Annotated in this window: 20 protein-coding genes; 19 read left to right on the forward strand and 1 reads right to left on the reverse strand. The window is 42.1% G+C overall.

The features are described from left to right. Positions 1-2: 2 nt before the first annotated feature. The 11 genes from ACHOLT_RS12800 to dltD all read left to right on the forward strand — a co-directional run bounded on the left by ACHOLT_RS12800 (position 3) and on the right by dltD (position 13,599). Positions 3-659, forward strand: a complete 657-nt coding sequence (locus ACHOLT_RS12800; protein WP_425801226.1) for a hypothetical protein — start codon at positions 3-5, stop codon at positions 657-659. 118 nt (positions 660-777) lie between these two features. Next, entirely contained in the window at positions 778-3,531 is a 2,754-nt protein-coding gene (locus tag ACHOLT_RS12805; protein ID WP_425801229.1) for a DEAD/DEAH box helicase family protein, read from the forward strand. Between the two features lie 4 nt (positions 3,532-3,535). Further along, entirely contained in the window at positions 3,536-4,957 is a 1,422-nt protein-coding gene (locus tag ACHOLT_RS12810) for a restriction endonuclease subunit S (protein WP_425801231.1), read from the forward strand. Positions 4,958-5,001: 44 nt separating this feature from the next. Next, a complete protein-coding gene (locus ACHOLT_RS12815; RefSeq protein WP_425801234.1) occupies positions 5,002-6,486 on the forward strand; it encodes an N-6 DNA methylase in 1,485 nt (494 codons plus the stop codon). A gap of 249 nt (positions 6,487-6,735) precedes the next feature. Beyond that, positions 6,736-7,500, forward strand: a complete 765-nt coding sequence (locus ACHOLT_RS12820) for a nitroreductase family protein (RefSeq protein ID WP_425801236.1) — start codon at positions 6,736-6,738, stop codon at positions 7,498-7,500. Positions 7,501-7,763: 263 nt separating this feature from the next. Beyond that, positions 7,764-8,423 (forward strand): nitroreductase family protein, encoded by a 660-nt coding sequence (locus ACHOLT_RS12825; protein ID WP_425801238.1) that lies wholly within the window; start codon positions 7,764-7,766, stop codon positions 8,421-8,423. 239 nt (positions 8,424-8,662) lie between these two features. Then, positions 8,663-10,492, forward strand: coding sequence for a sigma-70 family RNA polymerase sigma factor (locus tag ACHOLT_RS12830; RefSeq protein ID WP_425801240.1), 1,830 nt, complete (start codon positions 8,663-8,665; stop codon positions 10,490-10,492). 72 nt (positions 10,493-10,564) lie between these two features. Then, on the forward strand, positions 10,565-10,888 hold the full coding sequence (locus ACHOLT_RS12835; protein WP_425801242.1) for a heavy metal-binding domain-containing protein: 324 nt from the start codon (positions 10,565-10,567) through the stop codon (positions 10,886-10,888). Position 10,889: 1 nt separating this feature from the next. After that, positions 10,890-11,114 (forward strand): hypothetical protein, encoded by a 225-nt coding sequence (locus ACHOLT_RS12840; protein ID WP_425801244.1) that lies wholly within the window; start codon positions 10,890-10,892, stop codon positions 11,112-11,114. A gap of 57 nt (positions 11,115-11,171) precedes the next feature. After that, positions 11,172-12,140: a hypothetical protein gene (locus ACHOLT_RS12845; protein ID WP_425801246.1), complete on the forward strand. Its 969-nt coding sequence runs from the start codon at positions 11,172-11,174 to the stop codon at positions 12,138-12,140. Between the two features lie 253 nt (positions 12,141-12,393). Next, positions 12,394-13,599, forward strand: a complete 1,206-nt coding sequence (gene dltD / locus ACHOLT_RS12850) for a D-alanyl-lipoteichoic acid biosynthesis protein DltD (RefSeq protein WP_425801249.1) — start codon at positions 12,394-12,396, stop codon at positions 13,597-13,599. A 68-nt stretch (positions 13,600-13,667) separates the two neighbouring features. Here dltD and ACHOLT_RS12855 read toward each other — a convergent pair whose 3' ends face one another. Further along, positions 13,668-14,408 (reverse strand): polysaccharide deacetylase family protein, encoded by a 741-nt coding sequence (locus tag ACHOLT_RS12855; protein WP_425801252.1) that lies wholly within the window; start codon positions 14,406-14,408, stop codon positions 13,668-13,670. Positions 14,409-14,807: 399 nt separating this feature from the next. Here ACHOLT_RS12855 and ACHOLT_RS12860 point away from each other — a divergent pair, with 399 nt between their 5' ends. The 8 genes from ACHOLT_RS12860 to ACHOLT_RS12895 all read left to right on the forward strand — a co-directional run bounded on the left by ACHOLT_RS12860 (position 14,808) and on the right by ACHOLT_RS12895 (position 25,182). Beyond that, complete coding sequence (locus tag ACHOLT_RS12860) at positions 14,808-15,965, forward strand: PucR family transcriptional regulator (RefSeq protein WP_425801255.1); 1,158 nt, start codon at positions 14,808-14,810, stop codon at positions 15,963-15,965. Positions 15,966-16,130: 165 nt separating this feature from the next. Then, positions 16,131-17,477: an aminotransferase class III-fold pyridoxal phosphate-dependent enzyme gene (locus ACHOLT_RS12865; RefSeq protein WP_425801257.1), complete on the forward strand. Its 1,347-nt coding sequence runs from the start codon at positions 16,131-16,133 to the stop codon at positions 17,475-17,477. A 9-nt stretch (positions 17,478-17,486) separates the two neighbouring features. Further along, complete coding sequence (locus ACHOLT_RS12870; RefSeq protein ID WP_425801260.1) at positions 17,487-18,611, forward strand: iron-containing alcohol dehydrogenase family protein; 1,125 nt, start codon at positions 17,487-17,489, stop codon at positions 18,609-18,611. Between the two features lie 55 nt (positions 18,612-18,666). Next, on the forward strand, positions 18,667-19,980 hold the full coding sequence (locus tag ACHOLT_RS12875) for a M20/M25/M40 family metallo-hydrolase (RefSeq protein ID WP_425801262.1): 1,314 nt from the start codon (positions 18,667-18,669) through the stop codon (positions 19,978-19,980). 34 nt (positions 19,981-20,014) lie between these two features. Beyond that, on the forward strand, positions 20,015-21,343 hold the full coding sequence (locus ACHOLT_RS12880; protein ID WP_425801265.1) for a M20/M25/M40 family metallo-hydrolase: 1,329 nt from the start codon (positions 20,015-20,017) through the stop codon (positions 21,341-21,343). Positions 21,344-21,373: 30 nt separating this feature from the next. Further along, positions 21,374-22,741, forward strand: coding sequence for a dihydropyrimidinase (gene hydA, locus ACHOLT_RS12885; protein WP_425801267.1), 1,368 nt, complete (start codon positions 21,374-21,376; stop codon positions 22,739-22,741). Between the two features lie 59 nt (positions 22,742-22,800). After that, on the forward strand, positions 22,801-24,303 hold the full coding sequence (gene preA, locus ACHOLT_RS12890; RefSeq protein ID WP_425801270.1) for an NAD-dependent dihydropyrimidine dehydrogenase subunit PreA: 1,503 nt from the start codon (positions 22,801-22,803) through the stop codon (positions 24,301-24,303). A 108-nt stretch (positions 24,304-24,411) separates the two neighbouring features. Continuing rightward, the gene (locus ACHOLT_RS12895) at positions 24,412-25,182 is read left to right on the forward strand and encodes an ABC transporter ATP-binding protein (protein WP_425801273.1); all 771 of its coding nucleotides are present in this window, start codon (positions 24,412-24,414) and stop codon (positions 25,180-25,182) included. Positions 25,183-25,184 lie beyond the last annotated feature (2 nt).

Consider the following 25,184-nt stretch of genomic DNA (forward strand, 5'->3'; position numbering starts at 1 on the left):
CGATGTTACCAAACGCATATGGCACGTTCAAGAAAAGAGGAGATCATATATTTCGTACAGAGGCTCGTTTGCAATGGGGAAACTCCAATGACTCGTTAGGTCTGATAATTATGCTCAATCCTGGGAGTTCGAAATTGGGGGAACCAACACAATGGCAGAAATTCCTAGATAAAGATGGAGATTATGAAGCAATCGATCAGGAACTGGAAATGGATGATACGATGCTAGCGATAGCTTATATATTAGAACTGTCACATCCTAATTTACTGGGCTATTTAGAGATTCGGAATTTATTTAACCTACGTACTGAACAAGCCAAAGCCAAGGTAGCTATTGACGAGTATAATGGGTTAATGAGCCAACCTTTATATGAAGATGTACTTTATAACACATTTACAGACTTAGATCACTTCCCCTGGGTGTGGTTGGCTTGGACGGTTGACCCAAGCCCAGTAATCAAGAAGCGTAAGGTTCATATTTTAAAGAGATTAAATCAAGCAAAATGGATATTTGCCCTCTGCAAAGAACCTCCCCATGATATGGAGTTCAAAGAATATTACTGCTATCATCCATACCCTCAAATTCCGAAGCAAGTAAAATGGTATAGAGATGGAATGGTTCAACAAATGCAGGATTATTGGAAACGGATGAGGGGATAGGGAAAATATTTAGCCAAGATATATGGAATGAAAGTATTAAGGACTAAAGGATTTATAACCTTGAGGGTACTATAAAAAAGATGGCGGATACTAGAAATTAAATTGTAGGAGTGAGAAAATGAACCAGAATCCTGAACAAAAGGCAAGAGATAATATCGACAAGCAACTTATTGCATGTGGATGGGTGATCCAAAATAAAGGGCAGATCAATCTGTTTGCCGGAGTAGGGGTTGCTGTTCGTGAGTATCAGACGGATGTTGGCCCTGCAGATTACATACTGTTCGTTGATCAAAAACCGATTGGAGTTATAGAAGCTAAAAAAGAGGAAGAAGGGTATAGGCTTACCGAAGTAGAAGGTCAAGCAGCAGGGTATGCAGGGAGCAAGCTTAAATATTTAAATAACGATCAACTACCCTTTGTTTATGAGAGTACAGGGACCATTACTCATTTTACAGACTACCGTGACCCAAAACCAAGAGCAAGAGAAGTCTTTACCTTTTATTGTCCCGAGGCTTTCCGTGAAATGCTAAAAAATCCGGTGTCACTCAGAGGTCGACTCTTGGATATTCCCGAATTGCCGACAGAGGGACTTCGCAATTGCCAAATACGTGCCATCAACCACCTGGAACAATCGTTTAAGGACAATAGACCTAGGGCTTTGATCCAAATGGCGACCGGCTCAGGAAAAACTTACACAGCGATTACTTTTATTTATCGACTCTTGAAATATGCTAGGGCTAAACGCATCCTTTTCCTAGTTGATACTAAAAATCTTGGGGAGCAGGCTGAGCAGGAGTTTTTATCTTATCTTCCCAATGATGATAACCGAAAATTTACCGAACTTTATAATGTTCAACGTCTTAAATCCAGATATGTAGCAACCGACAGCCAGGTTTGTATTAGCACCATCCAGCGACTTTATTCGATCTTGAAAGATGAAGATATGACTGAAGAAGTAGAGGAGACGAACCCTGGAGAAGTACAATGGGGAAAGCGCGAACCGGTGCCAGTGGTGTACAACGAAAAAGTGCCGATTGAGTTCTTTGATTTTATCGTTATAGATGAATGCCACCGAAGCATCTTTAACTTGTGGAAACAGGTACTAGAGTACTTTGATGGTTTTCTGATAGGACTTACGGCAACTCCAGATAAAAGAACCTTTGGGTTTTTTAATCAGAATATCGCTAGTGAATACACGCATGAAGAAGCGGTTATAGATGGCGTTAATGTTGGCTATAATGTGTATTTAATCGAAACTCAGATTACGAAGAAAGGCGCTGTTATTTGGCGTGGTGAATATGTTGACCGTAGAGAGAAACTGACTCGTCGTAAACGGTGGGAGCAGTTAGACGAAGACGTGGTTTACTCTTCAAAGAAACTTGACAACGAGGTCGTGAATCCGAACCAGATCCGAGCCATAATTAGAACTTTTAAGGAAAAGCTGCCTGAAATATTTCCCCACCGAGAGGAAGTACCAAAGACCTTGATCTTTGCTAAGACGGACAGCCACGCTGATGATATTATTAACATCGTTCGCGAAGAATTTGGTGAAGGTAATGTTTTTTGTAAGAAAATAACCTATCATTCTAAGGAAGATCCCAAATCCGTATTAGCACAATTTCGTAACGACTATTATCCAAGGATTGCCGTTACCGTGGATATGATTGCAACTGGTACTGATGTGAAACCATTAGAGTGCCTGATTTTTATGCGCGATGTTAAGAGCAAAAATTACTTTGAGCAAATGAAAGGGAGAGGGACGCGAACTATTTCGCTGGATGATTTGCGTAAGGTAACTCCTTCTGCTCAATACACCAAGGATCATTTTGCGATTGTAGATGCCATTGGGGTTACGAAATCTCTTAAAACAGATAGTAGACCATTGGAAAGAAAACCAACGGTCTCACTTAAAGATTTGCTCGGAGCGGTGGCAGTTGGGGCTAGAGATGAAGATTTGTTTACATCTCTAGCCAGTCGCCTGATCCGGCTCGAAAAGCAGTTAACTGAAAAGGAAAAGGAACAGTTTCAACAAAAAACGAACGGGGAGAACTTAAAGCAAGTATCTAAGGCTTTACTCGATGCTTACGATGTTGATCGAATTGAAGCCGTGGCCAGATCACGGTTTAATATTTCCTTGGAGAGCAGTCCCGAGCCAGCACAACTGGATCTTATCCAACAGGAGTTCATTCAAAAAGCGGCCGTTGTTTTCACGGGTGAAGTCAATACATATATTGATAATGTCCGAAAAGTTCATGAGCAAGTAATCGACAGGATTAACGAAGATGTGGTTGAATATGCTGGCTGGGATGTCGATGCAGGGGAAAAAGCGAAAGAAACGGTAGAGAGTTTCAAGGCCTACATTGAAAAGAATAAAGATGAGATCACTGCGTTACAGATTTTTTATAGCGAACCCTATAGACGAAGGGACTTAACCTATGCTATGGTTAAGAATCTTTTAGAAAAGTTAACGCTAGACATGCCTACACTAGCACCTTTTAGAGTTTGGCAGGCTTATGAAGTAGTCGATAATGTAAAAGGCGGAAATCCGAAAAACGAATTGGTTGCCCTTGTATCCATCGTAAGAAGGGCCATTGGAATTGACAGTTTAATTACTTCTTATGGTAAGATAATTGATAAGAACTTTCAGGAGTGGGTATTTAGAAAGCAGGCAGGACCGTTAAAATTCACTGCCGAGCAAATGGAGTGGCTACGGATGATTAAAGATCATATTGCCATGTCTTTTCACCTGGATAAGGAAGACCTAGACTATGCACCCTTTGATGCTCAAGGCGGATTAGGTAAGTTGTGGCAGTTATTTGGAGATCAGACAGAGGAAATTATTGCAGAATTGAACGAGGGATTGGTGGCATAAAGAAATGGAGAGTTCAAAGGAACTACCTTTTAATTGGGTGGTAGCTCAACTGGGAGAAGTTGCAAATTATGAAAATGGTAAGGCTTTTAAACCAACCGAATGGGAAGGAAAAGGTCTACCAATAATACGTATACAAAATCTTAATAATCCGGATGCGAAGTATCATTACACGACAGGAGTATACGAGGGAAAATACAAAGTATCAAAAGGAGATTTACTCTTTGCTTGGTCGGCATCTCTTGGAGCTTATATTTGGAATAATGGTGAAGCTTGGTTAAATCAACACATCTTTAAAGTTTTACCCCAAAAGTTTATTGACAAAAAATACTTATATTATTTGTTAGACAATATAGTTATTAGGCTATATTCAGAAACGCATGGTTCAGGAATGGTACACATTACTAAAGGAAAATTTGAAGCTAATGAAATTCCGCTCCCTCCTCTCCCCGAACAACACCGCATCGTAGCCAAGATTGAGGAGCTATTCAGTGAACTGGATAAAGGTGTGGAAAGCCTCAAAACGGCACTGCAGCAGTTGAAGGTTTACCGGCAGGCTGTGTTAAAGTGTGCATTTGAAGGGAAGCTGACGGAGGAGTGGAGGAAGGCTCAGAAGGGATTACATAATGCAAAGGAGTTACTTGAAAAGATTAATACGGATATAGAAAAGAAGGAAAAAGATAGTACAATTAACGTTAAATTTGAATTAACTTTTGACGAAAATGTTAAGTTGCCTTTGATACCATCAATCTGGCAATGGTTGAAGTTGAAAAATATTGCAGAATTGGTAGGAGGTATCACCAAAGGTCGAGACTTTAAGGATAAAAAAACAATTAGTTTACCGTACCTTCGGGTTGCCAATGTTCAAGATGGTTATTTGGATTTAAAGGAGATTAAGGATATAGAATTACTTGAGAGCGAAAAGGAAAAGTACTTACTGAGAGAAAATGATATCCTCTACACTGAGGGTGGTGATAAAGATAAATTAGGAAGAGGAACCATATGGAAAAATGAAATAATTGAGTGTGTTCATCAAAACCATATTTTTAGAGCAAGAATATATCGAGAATTTTTTGTACCTAAGTATATTGCGTATTATTCACAGTCTGAAACGGCAAAAAAATACTTTTACAGAAAGGCTAAACAGACTGTAAACTTAGCATCAATAAACATGACCGTTTTAGGAAATTTACTAGTTCCTATACCTAGCAAAAAAGAACAATCTCAAATCGTTCAAGAAATTGAATTTCGTCTATCTGTCTGCGATAAAATTCAAGAATCGATCGTGCAAAGCCTTGACAAAGCGGAAGCGCTTAGACAGAGCATTCTAAAAAAAGCCTTTGAGGGTAAGCTTGTTCCACAAGATCCAAATGAAGAACCAGCGGAAAAACTTCTGGAAAGGATAAGGGCAGAGAAAGAAGCACAATAACCACAAGAACCAGTAAAGAAGCCAGGTAAGAGGGGAACAAAGAAATGAGCGACAATAATACAACAAGCGTAGTTTCAAAGATATGGAGCTTCTGCAATACCTTAAGAGATGATGGGGTGGGTTATGGAGACTATCTGGAGCAGCTTACTTATCTCTTATTTTTAAAGATGGCTGACGAATTTACCAAGCCACCTTATAATAGGAAATTGTCGATACCTAAGGAGTACGCTTGGGAGAGTCTTACAGAAAAAAGAGGAGCTGAATTAGAGAGCCATTATGTTGAGTTACTTCGAGAATTAGGCAAACAAAAGAATATTTTAGGTCAGATATTTACAAAATCCCAGAACAAGATTCAAGATCCAGCTAAACTTTATAAACTGATCGACATGATTGATAAAGAGCAGTGGAGCACTATGGGTACGGATATCAAGGGCCAAATCTATGAAGGATTACTGGAGAAGAATGCCGAGGACATAAAAAGCGGAGCGGGACAATATTTTACACCTCGTTCGCTTATCAGAGGGATTGTTAAGTGCATAAGTCCTGAGCCCATGAAAACGATCTCCGATCCTGCCTGTGGGACAGGGGGCTTTTTACTTGCAGCATATGATTATATCGTTAACAATCATGATTTAGACAAAGAGCAGAAGCATTTTTTGAAATTCAATACGTTCTATGGCAATGAAATCGTAGCTAATACCCGAAGATTAGCTCTAATGAATATGTTTCTCCACAACATTGGAGATATTGATAGCGATAATTTCATTTCTTCTGCAGATTCTTTGATTGCAGATACAGGGTTACGCGTCGATTATGTCCTCACGAATCCTCCTTTTGGCAAAAAGAGCAGTATGACTTTTACGAATGAAGAGGGTGAACAGGAAAGTGACGATCTCACATACAATCGTCAGGATTTTTGGGCGACGACCAGTAATAAACAGTTGAATTTCGTGCAGCACATCCGGACGCTGCTCAAATCGGATGGCAAAGCAGCAGTTGTAGTACCTGACAATGTGTTATTTGAAGGTGGCGCGGGTGAAACCGTTCGGAAAAAGTTACTTGAGACATCGGACCTTCATACAATTCTTAGGCTGCCAACCGGAATCTTTTATAAACAGGGTGTAAAAGCCAATGTTATCTTCTTTGATAATAAGCCAGCCAGTAAAGATCCCTGGACAAAGGAAGTCTGGATTTATGATTTCAGGACTAATATCCACTTTACACTAAAGAAGAATCCTTTGAAGGTTGAAGATCTAGAAGAGTTTATAGATTGTTATAATCCGGAAAAACGATTCAAACGAGTGGAAACCTGGAATGAGGGAACCAATCCGGAGGGTAGATGGAGAAGATTTACTTATGAAGAAATCATAAACCGGGATAAGACAAGTCTGGACATTACTTGGATTAAGGATAAAAGTTTGGCAGATTTGGATAACCTTCCTGATCCGGATGTACTTGCTATGGAAATTGTTGAGAATATCGAAGCAACTTTGGAGAGCTTTAGGGAGATTATGGTTAAGTTAGGGTAATATCAGGCTTCCACAGGTCAAAGGGGGATAATGGGGTGAACAAATATGGTCGAGCAGTACTCCAAGCAGTTGAATTCACGGAGTCGGGAAAAGCGTCTAACCCGATAGAAGCTTGGGAATGGCAATAATAAAGATTTTTGGTAAAAGCACGCCAAGTCAAGTGAAGTAAAGAAAGGAATGTCCCAAGAACACCTTTTTAGCACTCAAATAGAGATTTCATCTAAATAAAAGAAGGTTAAGGGGTAAAAGATGTTCAAAATTAAAATCAATCCTGACAAATGCATTAGCTGCGGCCTCTGTGTCAACGACTGCTTAACCCAAGACATTGAATTAAGGAATGAAAGTGCAGTCTCTCTCCATCAAAACTGTTTTAAGTGCGGCCATTGTATCGCGATCTGTCCACAGAACGCAGTTAGCCTTGAAGATGGTGATATGACTGAAATTAAGGATTATCAAGAAGAATCTTTTACGATTAATCCGGAAACCTTTTTGAATGTGGTGAAATTCAGACGCTCTGTTCGCCATTATCAGAATAAAGAAGTTGAACAGGAAAAGATTGAAAAGATCATTGAAGCGGGTCGATACACAGAAACGGCTTCGAACCGGCAAGGCGTCTCCTACATTGTGGTACAGAAAGAGATTCCTCGGCTAAGGGAGCTGGCCAAGAAACAGTTAAGAACACTTGGTGATTCGGGATATAATATGTCGGGCCTCAATTTGGACGAAGGCGATTTTCTTTTTCGCTATGCTCCCGTGCTTCTTTTAACAGTCGCAAACAGCAAGGTGGATGCGGGCCTGGCTGCTTCAAACATGGAGCTTATGGCTGTGACGCAAGGGCTAGGGGCGTTCTTTATCGGCTTTTTTGTCCGTATAGCCAATAAAGATTCTGAGATCAGAGCGATATTGGAGATGAAACCCGATGAGGAAATCATCACCTGTATGGCTGTGGGGTATCCGAAGGTCAAATACTATCGGACGGTTCCTCGTAAAAAGGCCAAGGTTCGTTGGAAATAAACGTCATAAATGTGAAACATGATTGTCATGATTGTTCTCCTGATTTTGACACAAAAATAGACGGTTTTTAGCATGGCTAAAGACCGTCTTATCTTAAGTAAAAAAATTGAAACAAACCTTATACGTATAATAAGAACAATTTGAACCTAGGGTTAGAATATTCTCCTTAATTTAATTATAACATATGAAAAATGGTGATTATAGACTGTTTATTTCTACATCATACTGTTAAAATGCAATAGTCACAATCCTTTATTAGTAATGTGGAAAAGGAAGTTGAAAATATGAAAAATGTAAATTTTAAAGAAGTTTTAATGGGGCGCCATTCAGTTAAGAACTATGACACGTCAGTAAAAATCAGTAAAGAAGAAATGACCGAAATGTTAGCAGAAGCGATGAGTGCGCCATCAGCAATAAATTCGCAATCATACCATTTCGTTGTAATAGATACACCAGAAGGTAAAGAAAAAATGGCAGAGCTTTCAAAAATGAATATAAATCAAATAGCGACTTCTTCTGCGGTGCTTGCAGTATTTGGTGATAAGAAATTCAGTGAAAAATTAGATATGATTTATAACAATTCTGTTGAACAAGGCTTTATGTCAGAAGACATGAAGAATAAACTGTTACCACGGTTTAAGGAATTTGTGGATTATCTAGATACAAATAAACCTGAACCTGATTTGCGTGATTGGCTGCTGATTGATGCTAGTCTTGTTTCCATGCAGTTTATGTTAGTTGCACGAGCGTATGGATATGACACAAACCCAATAGGGGGTTATAATAAAGAAAATATAGAAGAAGCATTTGGCTTAGAGAAAGAGCGTTATGTTCCAGTAATAATTATCACAATTGGTAAAGCAGCAGCTGAAGGGCGTCCTTCTTATCGTTTACCAGTCGACACAATTACTACATGGAAGTAATCCTAAAAGGGCTATACGAAAACTAGTTTATGGTTCTTAAAACAACGCTACTTTTTGCTTCTATAACAACTAATTACAAGCGTCCTCGCTTCACTTTGATAGTGAAAGGAGGACGCTTTTTTATTATTGAACGGTTTTCCAGAGATAGGGAGTCTACGGCATGGGGATCTGGTCAATTATTGGAGGGAATAAAAATTTTATTATAAGGGAACTTTTCAGATGATCATTGAATCTTATTAGTGAAACGCATTTCTGGTGATCAAATTTATGAGTCAGTAAGGAAACAAGGAATCAAGGAATCAAGGAATGTTGTTGACGGAGGTGAATTATTTAAAAAAGTGAAGAAAGATCTAATTGATGCAGCCCGAAATGGTGATCTTGACGCATGGGAACTTTTGTTGCAAAAGATATATCCACAAGCATTAAGTCATGCTTCTTACTTGCTGAGAGATAAAGATTTAGCTCAAGACGCTGTGCAAAATACCATGCTCAAGGTTTTCAACAATTTGTCCAGATTGAAAGATGATGACGCTTTTATCGGTTGGTGGCGCAGGATTTTAACTAATGAAATATATCTCTTACTGAGGTTTAGTAACAAGGAAACAAATGGTCTCGATCCGGAGCTGCTGATCCAAAACGGACCACCTGTCGAGGATTATTTAGCCCTTAAGCTGGAACTCTCTCAAGCGATTAAAAGGCTTCCCTTGGGACAGCAGCAAGTTTTTTTGGATATAGACTTAAGAGGCTTGGACTTAAAGGAAGTGGCTGATGAACTCAATATTCCCTTGGGAACGGTCAAATCACGGTTATTTCGGGCACGAACCCGTTTGCAGGAGACACTTAATCATTACAATTATAAGACAAAGGAGCGGGATGACATGACTACGGATCAGTTTGTTTTAAGTGATAGAATTTATGATTATTTGGAAGGAACTATGGATGCGGTGCAAAGAAGTGCATTTGACCATGAATTGGAGCAAAACTTGGAGTTGAAGCAAGAACTGAAAAAACACAAGGATTTTCTGATGCTGTTGCATTCGATAATGGGTAAAATCACGCTTTCTGCTAATGAGATTAAGGGAAAAGTGCAAATGGTTATTGAAAAAATAGGCGATTACGAGGAAATAGTTGATGATATTTCCTTTGAGAATGGAAATCCGATGACAATGACATCTCATATTTGGTTCAAGAAACCTGATCTTTACCGTACAGAAGCTAACAGTCCCTTAACGGGTTCAATGACCCTCATTATTAAGGATGATTTCATGTTAAGCTGGATGGCGGCAACCCAAAAAGCCCAAAAAATCAAATTGAGCCAGGAGTACAGGGAGCGTACGAACTTGAATTTTCCAGAACGTTTAAAGGCAATGGCCGAGAATAAATCCAGCCGGATTTTGGGTACAGAATATCTTCAGGGCAGACCAACGCTGCATGTTCAATTTGTCGAGAAAGTTCCCGAATTAGGAGAAATGAATACACACCTTTGGATGGACAAGGAAACCTGGATGCCAATTTTAACGGAATATTATAATGTGAAGGGAGACCTGGTAAACCGCCGGGAAGTCAGAGAACTTAGAATAAATCAGGGTTTAACTGATAATCTGTTCGAACTGAAGCTGCCGGAAGATGTGACAATCGAAGAGGAGAGCGGTCAAGAAGTCAATTTTCCTAAAGAAATATCACTGGAGAAGGCAGGACAAATATTGGGTTTTGCTCCCTACGTTATCGACAATAAGAATTTTAAGGTAAAGTACCAATGGGCCGAAATAAAAGATGGGAAAGGTGTTCTGCTCAGCAGCTACACCCTTTTGGGAGAGCAACATCCCTTGTTAGTAATAACTCAAGGGGCTATGCCTCATGCCAATATTCCACCTAATGTAACCAGGGAAACTGTAGAGTTGGAATTTGCTGACACTGAGGTTGTGGGGGAGTTAATAAGATTCGATATCGGGGGCATAAAATATATGCTCACATGGCAGCACAACGATATCCATTTCTCATGTGGCGGACAGTTGGAGAAGAGTGAGCTGTTAAAAATTCCAGGGAAATTAGTAAAGGCTGATTTTTAGTTATAAAAGTAAGTAATTTTTTGCTTTGCATCAATGAGTTGAAGTAAAATAGGAGTACGAGGGGGCGATGACATGCTAGTAGTTACCACCGAAAATATCAAAGGGTTCAAAGTGACAGATGTTAAAGGCCAGGTGTTTGGTGTCGTTGTTCGTAGCCGAGGTTTAGGCGGCAATATAATGGCTGGGTTGCGCAGTCTTGTCGGTGGGGAAATCCATGAATACACGGCATTACTTGAAGATACACGAAAACAAGCCGTAGACCGTCTAGTAAAGAATGCCCAAGCTATGGGAGCAAATGCAGTTGTCATGATGAGATTCGATTCGAGCGAAATTGGACAGACGATGAGTGAGATTGTGGCATATGGAACTGCGGTTGTAGTGGAGAAAGATATTTAAGATGGGAATAGCCGCAGTAATAAATTTATTAATTTACGGTGGATTACTCATCATTGCTTTGCTTTCATGGTTTATTTGGAACAAACGCTACCGAAGGAATCATGGAACTGACATTCCCAAAGGATATGTAGTCACGGATGAGGTTTTCATTGACCCTGTTAACGGCAAAAAACTTAAAGTTTACTATGATCCTCAAACTGGAAATAGATTTTACCATGAAATCTAAGATAAATCACGATTCCATACATTCCTGGGCTTTTAGGGCGGGGGAGAAATACATAAGATGAGAAAACTTTTAAGCGTTTTATTATGTTCATCAATACTTTTAGTCGGTTGCAGCACAATTTCAAAAACATCGGATTCAAAGGAATCGGTCGATAGTACAGTTGCACAAACACAAAGTTCCCCGAGTCAAGATTCAAATTCTGCAGACCAGCCTCAAGCAAGTGAAAATACAGCTGAGGCGACCAAACAACAAACAACCTCATCTCAGGCAAGTTCAACGTCGAGTGCTGCTGCATCGCCTAATGCTTCCACCTCAAGGGTCCCTAATGGACCTAAAATTTTAGGTGCAACAGACACCTCACTCACGAACTTCAATCTTACAGAGAACACTCTGTATTTTGATGAATTTTGGGATGGCTATGTTTATCCTAGAAAAGACTTAATTTTAAAATGGACGCCACTTAAGGCTCCCAATTATCTGATTAGAGTTCGTGACCTAGCAGCGTTTCCTTCAGGAGAGGTTTTTTGGGCCTATGTTGGTGATGTCGTCGACAGTTATACTATCCCGGGTTCTGTCTTTACAGAAGGACATAGCTACTCGGTCGAAGTTGCTGCAACCACGGGTACTGACCATTTTGCTTCTAACTACAAAGAGTGGTATGTGAATGGTACAACTCTTGGTAATAAACTCATGATTCATACCCTTCTTCCCGCAAAATTTATTTCACCTAGCAACGGAGGAACAGTCACTAAAACTGATCTGACGATAAGCTGGAATGCATACGACTGGAAGGACTTTAACAGCCAATATATCGTTTCGTACTGGGTAAGTCTAAAGGACCTAAGTACAAATACGTGGGTTTTAAACTTCGTAGACCCAAACAAGGGTCGGAATAGTGAGCTGGTATCGGGGGATAACTTGGTTTCTGGACATAGCTATCAATTTGAAGTTGAAGAAAGAATAGGCGGTTGGAACTTTGTACCCGACAATCGTCAAATCTCCGATATCAACTTTTCAGTAAAATAGAGTCTTTAAATGAGCCGCTGAGTTTTTAGATTATTTAAAAGAGTGCAAAGTCATTTCGGATTTTTGCACTCTTTTGCATAGTTAGATGATTTTGTACCAAGAAAATGCCCAAAGATAGTATGTTGCTTGTGCTTTCTCAGCAAATTTTAAGCTTGTTATATCATACTGAAAAATAGATAATATATAAAAAAAGTAATTATTATTTATACAGTGATAATCAACGTGTCATTCACATATTGAGGCGGAGAGATGTATGTTGCGTCATAGATTAATACCTCTTGGAGTAGCTAGCTTGCTTTTTAGCTTAACCATTCTGTTTATGGGGCCAATCACTCAAAAGTTGGTAAACACCTATATAAAACCGGGTGTTATTGAAACGGTGGCTGAATCACCGGTCCCGGATCTTTTTCAGGGAACAATTCTGCAAAGTATTGTTATTAAATCCTCAGATGTGTTGCCGATATATGGCAGTTCGGAATTTAGCTATGGAGGAGCTTTTAATCCTACAAAATTTTATGCGGGAAAACCTACAGGTTGGCTGCCTTATTTAGTCGGCCATGCCGGCTCAGAAGATCTTATTCAAGCGTTATATGCGGGCGGCGAAGATTTAAAAGGGAAGAAGATTGCACTTTCGCTTTCTGCTCAGTGGTTCGGCGGCAACGGGATTTCTCAAGCTGCATTTGGAGCTAACTTTTCCGCGTTGCAGATCTACAAAATGCTGTTTAATCCTGCGATAACTTCACAGACAAAAACGGATATGGCTGAACGTCTTCTTCAATTTGATGAGATTAAGAAAAGTTATCCGATCCTAGAAGGATACTTAAAAAATTATAACCAACCCGGTTTTTTACCTTATGTTTTAGAAACGGGTTATTGGATGGAAGCTAAAGTAGAATTAGCGGCCCTTGAAATTCAAGACGCCGTTAAGACGATCAAGGACGTTAAAAAGTTATCCGCTAAAGAAATTGCAAAAAATGCTGCCGCCAAACCATCAAACAAATTTCCGAACTGGTCAGCTCTTGAAAAAAAGGCAATAGCAGATGGCAAGGTAAGTGAAAGCAACAATCCGTTTGGAGTAACCAATACTTATTTTGATAAAAATAAAGATAACCTTGTAAAGCTCAAGAATTCCCAATCCAAGGCGCACTTTTACCCATCACAGGAATATAACGATCTTGAGCTCTTAATGAAAGTCCTCAAAGATGAGGGGGCTGATCCAATATTTATAATCCAGCCCGTCAATGGATATTGGTATGATTATACCGGTTTTCCGAAAGAACAGCGTCAAAAATACTATGCTCAGGTACGTCAGATGGCGAAGCAATATAATTTTGCTCTCGCTGATTTTTCCGGAGATGAGTATGACATGTACTTTATGTCCGATCCATCCCATCCGAATGAGTTAGGCTGGTTAAAAATTGATAAAGCTTTGGATAACTTTGTTCACAAAGCGAATTAGACTTGAAGGCATAATCCGGTCAGCCATCGTTCAGCTCGACTCATTTGGGCTCTGTATACACTTGAGGTTTATTTAAGAGGGAATACCTTATTATCCGGAACTGTATCTAAAGCCTTGAGTTCGCTTAAAGTAACAAAGCTGTAGCCTTCAGAGCGTAAGGTATCAATTATCTTTCCTAATGCTTCAACAGTTTGGCTCCGATAACCTCCCCCATCGTGAAAGAGGACTATTGCTCCCGGAGACATTTTGCTCATAACATTATTCATAATACGGTTAACTCCCGGCCGGCGCCAATCTTTACTGTCTACGCTCCAAAGAGTAAAGATATATTCTTGCTTTTTAATTGCTGCGATTACGCCTTTTGATGCATATCCGCCAGGTGGACGATAAAAATGCGTATGTACACCGGTTTCTGTAAAAACAACTTCATCTGTTTTTCGTATTTCTGAGAGCATTTTACTTTGATTATTATTGTGAGTATAGCTGTGGTTGCCAATTTCATGACCATCCTGAACTATCCGTTTTATGAACGCTGGGTTTTGTTTAGCATTTTCCCCTATCACAAAAAATGTTGCTTTTACTCCTTTTTGTTTAAGAATATTGAGTATGGGTTCAGTAAAAGGCGGATCGGGGCCGTCATCAAAAGTAAGGGCAGCTACTTTTTTCTCAGTATGAGCCATAAAGTAAGTTTCTGATAATACCAGGGATGTTTTAGACTTTATTTTCCAAATATAAATAGAAATAATGATAATAAGTACCAAAAAACCAGCAAGAACAATCTTTTGCTTTGAAATAATAAGAAGTTTCATCTCACAAACTCCCAACTCTTTACTCTACAATAAAGATATTAGTAAGGAACTTTTTAAATGCTCCAGTCCGAGAAGACCTGTTGAAGATGTATTGGTTTCCATGTAGTAAGTAAACGTCACAAATGTATACAATACACTTTGTCTAAATGAGTTGAGAAATGTCAAAAAATGATTTAAGATCAATTCATAATCAAGCGATATCCAGCTTAGTGCAAAAGTGATTAAGGTGAGAAAGAAGAATCAAATGCTTCCTTTAATGTGATCGTGAGAGCGAGACGATGAATTAAAAATGAATATGACGGGCACCAAGTTATGTGACTTGGAGCGTCAAAGTGTAAAAGAGAGCCCTGTTTATGAGGAGCTCTCTTTTTGTATTAATTTATTAAGGAGGGGAGAATCTTGGCTATCACTTTAAAGAAGCTTTGTAAATATGCGAAAGAAAACTATAGCATGAATCAAATCTGCGGAGAGAGCAATATGAACAATTTAGTCCACTGGGTTCATATGCTTGAGGACTCGGAAACCGCAGATTTTCTTCATGGGCAGGAGTTGATTTTTACCACTGGGATCGGACATGAAAATTCAGAGTGGCTTCTTGAATTCGCCAAGGGGCTGATCGAGCATCAGGCCAGTGGGCTGGTTCTTAATTTAGGGCCGTACATTAAGTCCTTGCCCCAAGATTTAATTGAATTTTGCCGTCAGGTTCAATTCCCTCTGTTTACAATCCCCTGGAAGACCCGTATTGTGGATATTACCAATGACTTTTGCCGCAAAATTATCAAGTCGGAGGAAAGTGAAATAACGATTGCCGGTGCTTTTCGCAATGCCATTTTTTGCCCGGAAAAAATCTCGGAATATCGTCCGGTTTTGGAACGAAAGGAATTCGATTTGGAGGCTGAATTCTGTGTCGTTGCGTTATCGCTGCAGGTTCCGAATGATGAAAAACTGGCGGATTATGATAAAGATGTGCGGCTGAATCTGACGAAAATCCTGTTTAATTATAGTGATCGCTTCAATATCTTCCGGCATGAGCAGAATTTGATCGTGGTCTTGCAGAACTTTCCGCAGAGCGTTGTGGAAAATGCTTTGGAACGATTAAAGGAAATCTGTGGTTACTACTACCCGAATAACCGGATAAGAGCCGGAATCAGTGTCAATGATGCGGGGATTCAATCCCTCACCCAAAATTACAAAAGGGCTGTATCTCTTTTAAATATTGCGAATAGACAGGATATGCCAAAACTGTCCTTTCAAAACAGCGGCTTATTTATGCTGCTGACCGGTGTTGAGGATGCGAAGGTTCTCAAAAGGTACTATGTGGATACCTTAGGCGAGTTGGAGGATTATGATCATAAGAATCAGACGGATTATGTTTTTACCTTAAAATCCTACTTGGATAATAATAAGAGCGTTCAAGAGGTAGCCAAAGAAACCTTTGTGCACCGCAATACGATTAACTATAAGATCAATAAGATCAAGGAAATCCTGAACTGTGATCTGGATTACCAAAATGGCTTAAGGCTGCTTTTGGCGTTTAAGGTCAAGGAGTTGCTGTAAGACATGGATGAATGTGCTTGAGCACAATAGGATTTGTGCTGGAATTCGTTGAATCGGATATTAAAAATGATATGATTTGTATATCGAAGTCGACGATAAATCAAGGCAATGGGGCCTGTTTGAAAGAACAGGCCTCATTTTATTTTTTAATGAGGTGATGAAAACGTGGAAATTGAATTAACGACAGCACAGGAAATTTCTGAGACATCCAGACAATACAATCTGCATTCGTGGAGCTCTCAGGGAGGATTAAAGCCAAAGGTCATGTTGGGTGGCCAAGGGATATACTTCTGGGATGGTGAAGGCAAACGCTATTATGATATGTCCTCCCAATTGGTGAATTTGAATATCGGCTATGGTAATAAAAAGGTCATCAAAGCGATCCAAGACCAGGCCGAACGACTCGCCTATTCATCACCCTCTTTTGCCATTGATGTAAGATCACAGTTGGCAAAGATGGTCATCGAGTTAGCACCGGATAATATGCAGAAGGTATTTTTTACGCTCGGCGGTGCAGATGCGAATGAAAACGCGATCAAGATTGCCAAAATGGTAACCGGTCGCTACAAAATTTTTTCAAGATACCGTTCCTATCATGGGGCGACCTATGGTGCGGCCAATTTAACAGGGGAACCCAGAAGATATACCAGTGAGCCCGGTATTTCAGGCTTTATTAAATTCTTTGATCCCTATGTCTATCGTGCCCCGCTGCCCTTTGCAAGCGAGGAAGCCGCAACAAGCTATTATCTGTCACAGCTGAGAGAACAGATTATTTATGAAGGACGGGATCAAGTCGCAGCCATTTTCCTGGAAAGCATTACGGGAAGCAATGGCGTCATCATTCCTCCTAAAGGTTATATGAAGGGAGTTCGAGAGATTTGTGACGAGTTCGGCATCATGATGGTCTGCGATGAGGTCATGACAGGCTGGGGACGCACCGGAGAATGGTTCGCCGTCAATAATTTTGATGTAAAACCGGACATCATCACGTTTGCCAAAGGAATAACCTGCGGCTATGCACCAATCGGCGGAGTCATTGTCAGCAAAGAGATCGCCCAACACTTTGATAACAATTTTCTCTACTGCGGACTGACCTATTCCGCTCACCCGCTGGGTTGTGCAGCAGGAATTGCCACCCTGGAATACTATAAGGAAGCAGGATTGATCAAGCAGGCCAAGGAACGCGGCGTATTGTTAGGGAAGCTCTTGGAGGATATCAAAGAAAAACACGCTTGTGTGGGTGATGTCCGTTATATTGGCTTATTCTCCGCCATTGAGCTGGTCAAGAATAAAGAAACGAAAGCTCCGCTTGTTGAATATGGGATTGATCCTGAGCAAACCATGAAAAAGATTATCGGCAAGCTCGTTGCCAAAGGCTTTTACACCTATTCCCATGAAAACAGCATCATCGTCGCACCCCCTCTGATTATTACTGAGGAGGAATTAGAAAATGCGATGGCGATCATGGATGAAGTTTTGAGTGATGTCGATGAGATGGTCAAGACAAAATAGGAGGTCATCATGACAAAGAAATTTTATATGCCCACCCGCGTCTTCATGGGGTATGAATGTATCGCCAAGAATTGCGAGGCCTTTAAAACATTAGGCAAGAAGGCCTTGATTGTTACCGGTGCTTCCTCGGCTAAAAAAAACGGTTCAGAACATGATGTTAAGGCCGCTTTGGATTCTGTCGGTATCAGTTATTTGGTCTTTGATAAAGTCATGAGCAATCCGACCATTGCCTGTGTTTATGAAGGGGCTAAAGTGGCCAAGGAAAATGATGTGGATTTCATCATCGCGATCGGCGGAGGCTCGCCGATGGATGCAGGCAAAGCCATTGCTCTTTTAGCAGCTCAGGATATTGATGCAGCAAACCTATTCTCAGGAAATTATGAAAACAAGGTGCTGCCCATAGCCTTTGTTCCTACGACAGCCGGAACAGGGTCAGAAGTAACACAGTATTCCATTCTGACGAATGACGAAAAGCAGACCAAAACAAGCATTGCCTCTGATTTATTGTTTCCAGCCCTTGCTTTTCTGGATGCGAAATACATGGAATACTTATCGATCAGCACGACGATTAATACAGCACTTGACGCGTTATCCCATGCCGTGGAGGGCATGTTGTCCGTAAAAGCATCCTCTGTTTCGAATGCCTTGGCTGTTGAAAGCATTCAGCTGATTATGGAATGCGTGCCCGATCTGCTGAGCGTTTTAAATTCTAAATCCAAGACCGGCTTGGAGCTCGAGGTAAGGGAACAATTGCAGCAGGCCTCGTTTATGGCGGGAATGGTCATAGCCCAAACAGGTACGACAGCAGTCCATGCGATGGGCTATTCGCTCACATACTTTAAGGATATTGATCATGGCCGAGGCAATGGACTTCTCCTGGGAGAGTATCTGCGGATCGTTGAAAGGGAACAGCCGGATTTAGCAGGCAGAATTTTAAAAGCGCTGAGTCTTTCCAGTGTCAATGAGTTCCGCGAAATAACCGATAAGCTCCTTGGCGAAAAAGAAGATATAAGCACGGACGAAATCCAGCAGTTCAGCAAAATGGCCATTCAGACCAAAAATATAGCGAACTGTATTGTTAAGCCATCAGAGGATGATTTAAAGGAAATCTTTATTTTATCGTTTTTAATGTAAAACCAATGTTTAAATATAAAATGTTCAAGGTCTGAGAAACTAGGGGGTGAATTTTATGGAGAACATTAATGACGTCATCAACAAATTAGCTGAAGAATTTAAACCGGGTGTTGTGGATTTCTGTCAAAGACTCATTCGCGTACCGGCACTTTCCGGCGATGAGAAAGGTGTTGCCGACCTCTATCTGGCGGAAATGGAAAAGCTGGGTTTTGACCGATACTTCCGTGATAAATGGGGCAATGTGATCGGGATTATCGAGGGAACAGAACCGGGGCCTGCCATTATGTACAATGCCCATATGGACCATGTGGATACCGGAGATTACAGCGAATGGGGAGGCTATGATCCCTATGGGGCTGAAATCGACGTGAATGAAATGGAAAACCAGGACCGGGATGGATATGAATCCGTTGAAGTAATTCATGGGCGTGCGGCTGCCGATGTCAAGGGCGGCGGTGCCTGTCAGATCTACTCCGGGAAAATGCTGCTGGAACTGAGGAAAATGGGCTATCCCATTAAAGGCCGCTATATTTTTACAGGAGTCGTTCTCGAAGAACCCGCTGAACAGCTGGGAATGATTAAGCTGATTGAGGATACCTTACCGGAAGAGGGAATTACCTATGACGGCGTTGTATCCTGCGAGGCAACCGCTTTGAAGCTGTATTTGGGACACCGGGGGAGAGTTGAATTAAAAGTGACGGTGTCCGGTGTTACCTCACATGGCAGCGCTCCTTGGCTGGGCATTAATGCGGTCAATAAAGCCACTCAATTTATCGACCGGGTTGAAGCGTTTATGGCTGCCAATCATGGATCAGATGAGAATCTTGGCAATTCCAGTATTGCTCTCACGATTATTAACTGTACACCGGGTTCAATGTGTATCGTTCCGGACCGATGTCAAATTACCTATGATCGAAGATTTGTTCCGGGAGAGACCTTCGAGGGCTGTGTCGCGGAAATACAAAAAATCATTGATGACATAGCAGCTGAAGATCCTGATTTTCGAGCAGCCGTTGAGATTGCCACGGTACCCCGGACGACCTATACCGGCTTAACCGTAGCAGTTCCCAATGTAAAGGAAGCCTGGAAGATCAGTCCTGACCATCCCTTTACCAAAGTAGCGGCCGCAGGATTGGCTGCAATCGGACAGCCGGTAAAGTATGGCTATTGGGATTTTGGAACAGACCTTTCCGTTATCTGCGGAAGGGAGAAAAAACCCGCGGTCGGTTATTCGCCGATGCAGGAATTTTATTGCCACCGACCCGTGGATAAAGTACGGATAGACTACATGATCAAGGCCTTGGCCGGAAATGTATCGATTTTCCGCGAGCTGACAGAGCTAAAGCAAAATGACTTCGTCTTAGAATAAAATTATTTTTTTAATAGAAAGGTGTGAAATAGAAATGAGTGAATTGGATGACAAGAAAGTTGCGGCGATAAAGGAAATTACGCAGGAACTGTATCCGGATATGGTGGTTTTTGCCCAGAAGCTGGTTCAGACGCCCAGTATCAGCGGAACAGAAAAAGCACTGGCTGATTTGGATTTAGCTGAAATGCAGAAGCTGGGCTATGATGAAGTGTTCCGCGATGCCCATGGCAATGTTGTCGGGTTGGTAAAAGGGACGGAACCGGGACCAACTATCATGTATAACTCCCATATGGATCACGTAAGCCCGGGGGATGCTGCCAACTGGCAGGGTTATGATCCCTATGGCGGTCAGATCGATGTTTGCAAGGTGGATACGCAGGACAAGCAGCCGGATGAAGCGGAATGCATTCATGGCCGCGGCGCATCGGACGTTAAATGCGGTGAGGCCGTCCAGATCTATACGGGCGGACTTCTCGTCAAGCTCCGTGAAAAAGGGTTTCCGCTTAAAGGAACCTTCATGTTTACCGGCGTTGTTCAGGAAGAACCTGCTGAAATGGTCGGCATGCTTCATTTAGTCGACAAAACCTTACCGAGAAAAGGTTTGTCGTATGATGCTATGGTTACCTCCGAAGCGACTTCCTTAAAGCTTTATTGCGGTCACCGAGGCCGGGTCGAAATGCTGATCACCGTCTATGGAAGAACCTCGCATGGCAGCGCCCCCTGGTTAGGGATCAATGCAATTTACAAGGCCATCCCTTTAATCACTCGCATTAAAGATGAACTTTATCCGTCTCTCCCTACAGACCCGGAATTAGGACAAGCCTCCTTATCCTTGAATATCATTGAATGTTCCCCAGGCGCACTTTCGATTGTACCGGACCGATGCATGCTTTCTTTAGACCGCCGCACCCTTCCTGGTGAAACAGCTGCAACTGCAATTGCTCAAATTCAGGAGATTATTGATGATCTCGCCGGCAAGGATCCTGAATTTAAGGCAGATGTTGTTGTTAAAGGAGCATTAGAAACGTCATACACGGGCTTAACCTATGAAACCTCAAAGGATATGAGCCCCTGGAAGATCAGCAAAGAGCACGGGTTTGTGAAAGCTGCTGCAGCAGCCTTGGAATCGGTAGGACAGACCGTTAAATACGGCTATTGGGATTTTGGGACAGATGCCAGCAAGACGTGCGGCATTGACAGAAAACCGACCCTTGGCTATTCCCCGATGCAGGAGCAATATGCGCATACCCCCTATGATAAATGCCGAACCGATTTTATGAAAACCGCCTTAGAGGGCAATGCTGCAATTTACTTGAATGCGACGGCACAAGGTCCGGAAGCCTTTGAAAAGGTTGAATGGTAAATAAGGCTGTGAGCGAAGGAGGGGAATACAATGGATTTATTGATTAAAAACGGGACAATTATCACTTCAACGGAGACTTATCAAGCTGATATCGCTGTGAAGGACGGAATAATCGCTGCGATTGGCAAAGACTTTCCGGAAGATGGAGCCACCGTGGTCGATGCGCAGGGCAAGCTGGTTTTGCCGGGAGCGATTGATGCTCATACTCATTTAGCCATGCCTTTTGGCGGGACAATATCGGCAGACAGCTATATGTCTGGAACACGGGCTGCGGCCTGCGGCGGAGTGACCACTGTTTTTGATTATCCTGTGCAGAGAAAGGGAATGTCCATTCTCGAATTGGTCAACGAGAAAAAGGCGGTCTGCGAAAAAGAGGCGTGCATCGATTATGCCTTACATTGCTGTATTACCGATTTGAACGGCGGAGCTATCTTAGAGGAAATGGAAAAGGCAGTGGAGGAAGGCATAAGCAGCTTTAAGTGCTTCTTCGTTTATAAAAAGGAAGGCATGATGGTTGATGACGGTACCTTTGCCAAATTGCTGTTGCGGGCCAAGGAAATCGGGGCGATGATTAACATCCATGCCGAAAATCCGGACCTTATCGATTTGAATATTGAACAATTTCAAAAAGAGGGGAAAACTTCAGCTTGGTATCATTATCTGAGCCGTCCCGAGTTTGTCGAAGCCGAAGCTGACAAGAGAGCCATCCATTGGGCTAAAAGTCTTGATGCCCCCCTCTATATTGTTCACATGGCGGACAAGGAAGGGTTGGAAGCAGCCATTGATGCCAAACGGGATGGCTATGAGGTGTTTGTGGAGACCTGTCCGCAGTATCTTGAATTTACCAGCGAGGTTTATAAGCGGGAGGATGGGCGGAACTTTGTCTGTTCACCGCCGATGAAAGGCCAAGAAAGCCAGGATGCCCTATGGAAAGCGATTAAGACCGGCGGAATTGACACGATTGCCACGGATCACTGTCCCTTCCAAAGCTATGAAAAGGACTGGGGCAAGGATGATTTTACCAAGATCCCCAATGGCTGCGCAGGTATTGAAAATATGTATCCTTATATGTTGGCGGCGGCCAATGAAGGCAAAATTACCTTTAATAAAGTCGTTGAGCTCTGTTCAGCCAATCCTGCAAAGATCTTTGGCTGTACGCAAAAGGGTTCCATTACAGTTGGTAAGGATGCAGATATCGTAATTTATGATTCGGAAAAGGATTTTACGGTTTCCGTGGATACCATGCATTCCGATTATGATCATACCATCTGGGAGGGCAAGAAACTCCATGGTTATCCGGTAATGACGTTTTCGCGAGGAAAACTGGTCTATAAGGACGGAGAATTTGTCGGCAAACCCGGCTGGGGACAATTTGTCAAGCGGGTTGGCAGAAAATAAACGGGTTTGAGAATTAGAAGTGTTTGAGATTTAGAAGTATGGTAAAGGAGATGGCGTTATTGGTACGAGCATTCAATGAATTTTCCGCTAAAAGCGAATCCGATGGCTGCTTGCTTTGTTATAACGCCCCCTGTACAACACGATGTCCCCATGGAGTGGATCCAGCCAAAGTCATTCGCTCCCTACGTTTTGACAATTTGAACGGCGTAGCAGAGTTGATCGGAGACGCTGAATTATGCAAGGGGTGTCAGGAAAAGAGTTGCAGCAAAGCGTGTTTGAAAGGAAAAATGGATCGTCCGGTAAGAATTCCACAGCTCATGAACTATGCGGGAAGTTTAAATAAAAAAGATAGTAGGCTCAGGAAGGTAGATTTAGGAATTACCTTTTGCGGTATTCCCTGTGAGAATCCATTCTTTTTATCCTCCTCAGTGGTTGCAAGCAATTACGAGATGGTTGCCAAAGCGTTTGACATGGGATGGGCCGGAGCAGCGTTTAAAACGATAGGAACCTTTGTTCCGGAAGAAGTGTCCCCCCGGTTTTCAACACTGCGCAAGGAAGGAAATTCGTTTATTGGCTTTAAAAATATCGAACAAATATCAGACCATACCCTGGAAGAAAATTTAGACTTTCTAAAACGGCTCAAAGACGAGTATCCGACGAAAGTCATCATCGCTTCGATCTTAGGTCAAAATGAGGAAGAATGGACTTACCTGGCTCGACGGGTGACTGAGGCCGGCGCCGATATTATCGAATGCAATTTTTCCTGCCCGCATATGACGGGGGAAGGGTTAGGCTCCGATGTCGGACAGAATCCTGAATGGGTCGAAAGGTACACGGCAGCGACGCGAAAGGGGACACATCTGCCGGTTCTGGCAAAAATGACTCCCAATATCGGGAACATGGAAATTCCCGCCCTAGCGGCCATGAAGACGGGGGCTACGGGTATCGCAGCCATCAATACGATCAAAAGCATTATGAATATCGATCTGGAGGATTTTATTTCCGAGCCTCGGGTAGACGGCAAATCGACGGTAGGAGGATATTCCGGTAAAACGGTAAAACCCATTGCCTTGCGTTTCATCCATGATATGAAGAAGCATCCTCTTTTGAAGGATGTACCCATAAGCGGCATGGGCGGTATTGAGACTTGGCGGGATGCCGCAGAATTTTTAGCCTTGGGCTGTTCCAATCTTCAAGTTACAACATCTGTAATGCAGTACGGTTATCGAATTATTGAGGACTTAATCGATGGACTTTCCTCTTATTTAGGAGCAAAGGGCTTTTCCTCGGTTCTGGGATTGGTGGGTATGGCCTTGCCGAAGCTTGTACCGGCAGATCAATTAAACCGTCATTCCATTTCCTATCCGAAGTTTAACCGGAGTCAATGTCTAGGGTGCGGCCGATGCTATCTATCATGCTATGACGGCGGACATCAGGCTTTAGAAATGGATCAAACCACGGGAAAACCAAAACTGAACCCTCAAAAGTGTGTGGGCTGTCAACTTTGTTCGCTTGTATGTCCGGTTGGAGCAATAGCTGTAGGTAAACGAATCGAGACTTAATCATCGGAAGAATTATTTTGACTGCAAAGGCGCAGTGGATAAAATTTTAACTTCTTTTTTAGGAGATAAGATTTTTACTCACTGCGCCTTTTTTAGGGAGGCCTTTAAATGAACACAGCGGAAATTCAAATTAAAAATGTAAGCATGACCTATCCCGTGAATAACGGCGAGGACGTTGTCGCTTTGAATGATGTAAGCCTAGACATTCAGGAAGGGGAATTCATCTCTTTGCTTGGACCTTCAGGGTGCGGCAAAACGACCCTGCTGAGAATCATTGCCGATTTGCTTCAGCCCACTTCCGGCAGTGTATCTATACGCGGTCAATCCCCAAGGGACATAAGAATGCAGAAAAAATACGGCATCGTGTTCCAAAGCCCTGTTCTATACGATTGGCGAACGGTGCGCAGAAACATCTGTATGCCGATGGAAATCATGGGAATCCCCAAAAAAGAGAGAACAGCACGGATCAATCAGATGTTGGAGCTGGTTGGATTACAGGATTTCGGATACAAATATCCCTTTGAGTTAAGCGGCGGTATGCAGCAAAGAGTGGGGATTGCAAGGGCACTGGCCCTCAATCCGGAGTTCCTGTTGATGGATGAGCCGTTTTCAGCCTTAGATGAATTCACCCGTGAAAAGTTGAACGAAGATTTACTCAGCATTTGGAGCAAAACGAAGAAAACGGTTATTTTTGTTACCCATAATATTCCGGAGTCCGTTTTCCTATCGGACCGCGTCGTCGTTCTATCCCCTCATCCGGGCAGACTTTCTGCCGTTGTCGATATTGATTTGCCCCGTCCTCGTGAAAATTCACTCCGAGAAACCCCCGAGTTCTATGAGTATGTCGCGAAGATAAGACGAAGCTTCGAGGGGGTGTAAAT

This window comes from Desulfitobacterium nosdiversum (genome assembly GCF_049860565.1).
Classification (GTDB): domain Bacteria; phylum Bacillota; class Desulfitobacteriia; order Desulfitobacteriales; family Desulfitobacteriaceae; genus Desulfitobacterium_A; species Desulfitobacterium_A nosdiversum.

Coding starts and splice junctions, on each gene's coding strand:
- ACHOLT_RS12800 (WP_425801226.1), top strand. CDS start 3: ATGTTACCAAACGCATATGGCACGTTCAAGAAAAGAGGAGATCATATA.
- ACHOLT_RS12805 (WP_425801229.1), top strand. CDS start 778: ATGAACCAGAATCCTGAACAAAAGGCAAGAGATAATATCGACAAGCAA.
- ACHOLT_RS12810 (WP_425801231.1), top strand. CDS start 3,536: ATGGAGAGTTCAAAGGAACTACCTTTTAATTGGGTGGTAGCTCAACTG.
- ACHOLT_RS12815 (WP_425801234.1), top strand. CDS start 5,002: ATGAGCGACAATAATACAACAAGCGTAGTTTCAAAGATATGGAGCTTC.
- ACHOLT_RS12820 (WP_425801236.1), top strand. CDS start 6,736: ATGTTCAAAATTAAAATCAATCCTGACAAATGCATTAGCTGCGGCCTC.
- ACHOLT_RS12835 (WP_425801242.1), top strand. CDS start 10,565: ATGCTAGTAGTTACCACCGAAAATATCAAAGGGTTCAAAGTGACAGAT.
- ACHOLT_RS12840 (WP_425801244.1), top strand. CDS start 10,890: ATGGGAATAGCCGCAGTAATAAATTTATTAATTTACGGTGGATTACTC.
- ACHOLT_RS12845 (WP_425801246.1), top strand. CDS start 11,172: ATGAGAAAACTTTTAAGCGTTTTATTATGTTCATCAATACTTTTAGTC.
- dltD (WP_425801249.1), top strand. CDS start 12,394: ATGTTGCGTCATAGATTAATACCTCTTGGAGTAGCTAGCTTGCTTTTT.
- ACHOLT_RS12855 (WP_425801252.1), bottom strand. CDS start 14,408: ATGAAACTTCTTATTATTTCAAAGCAAAAGATTGTTCTTGCTGGTTTT.
- ACHOLT_RS12870 (WP_425801260.1), top strand. CDS start 17,487: ATGACAAAGAAATTTTATATGCCCACCCGCGTCTTCATGGGGTATGAA.
- ACHOLT_RS12875 (WP_425801262.1), top strand. CDS start 18,667: ATGGAGAACATTAATGACGTCATCAACAAATTAGCTGAAGAATTTAAA.
- ACHOLT_RS12880 (WP_425801265.1), top strand. CDS start 20,015: ATGAGTGAATTGGATGACAAGAAAGTTGCGGCGATAAAGGAAATTACG.
- hydA (WP_425801267.1), top strand. CDS start 21,374: ATGGATTTATTGATTAAAAACGGGACAATTATCACTTCAACGGAGACT.
- ACHOLT_RS12895 (WP_425801273.1), top strand. CDS start 24,412: ATGAACACAGCGGAAATTCAAATTAAAAATGTAAGCATGACCTATCCC.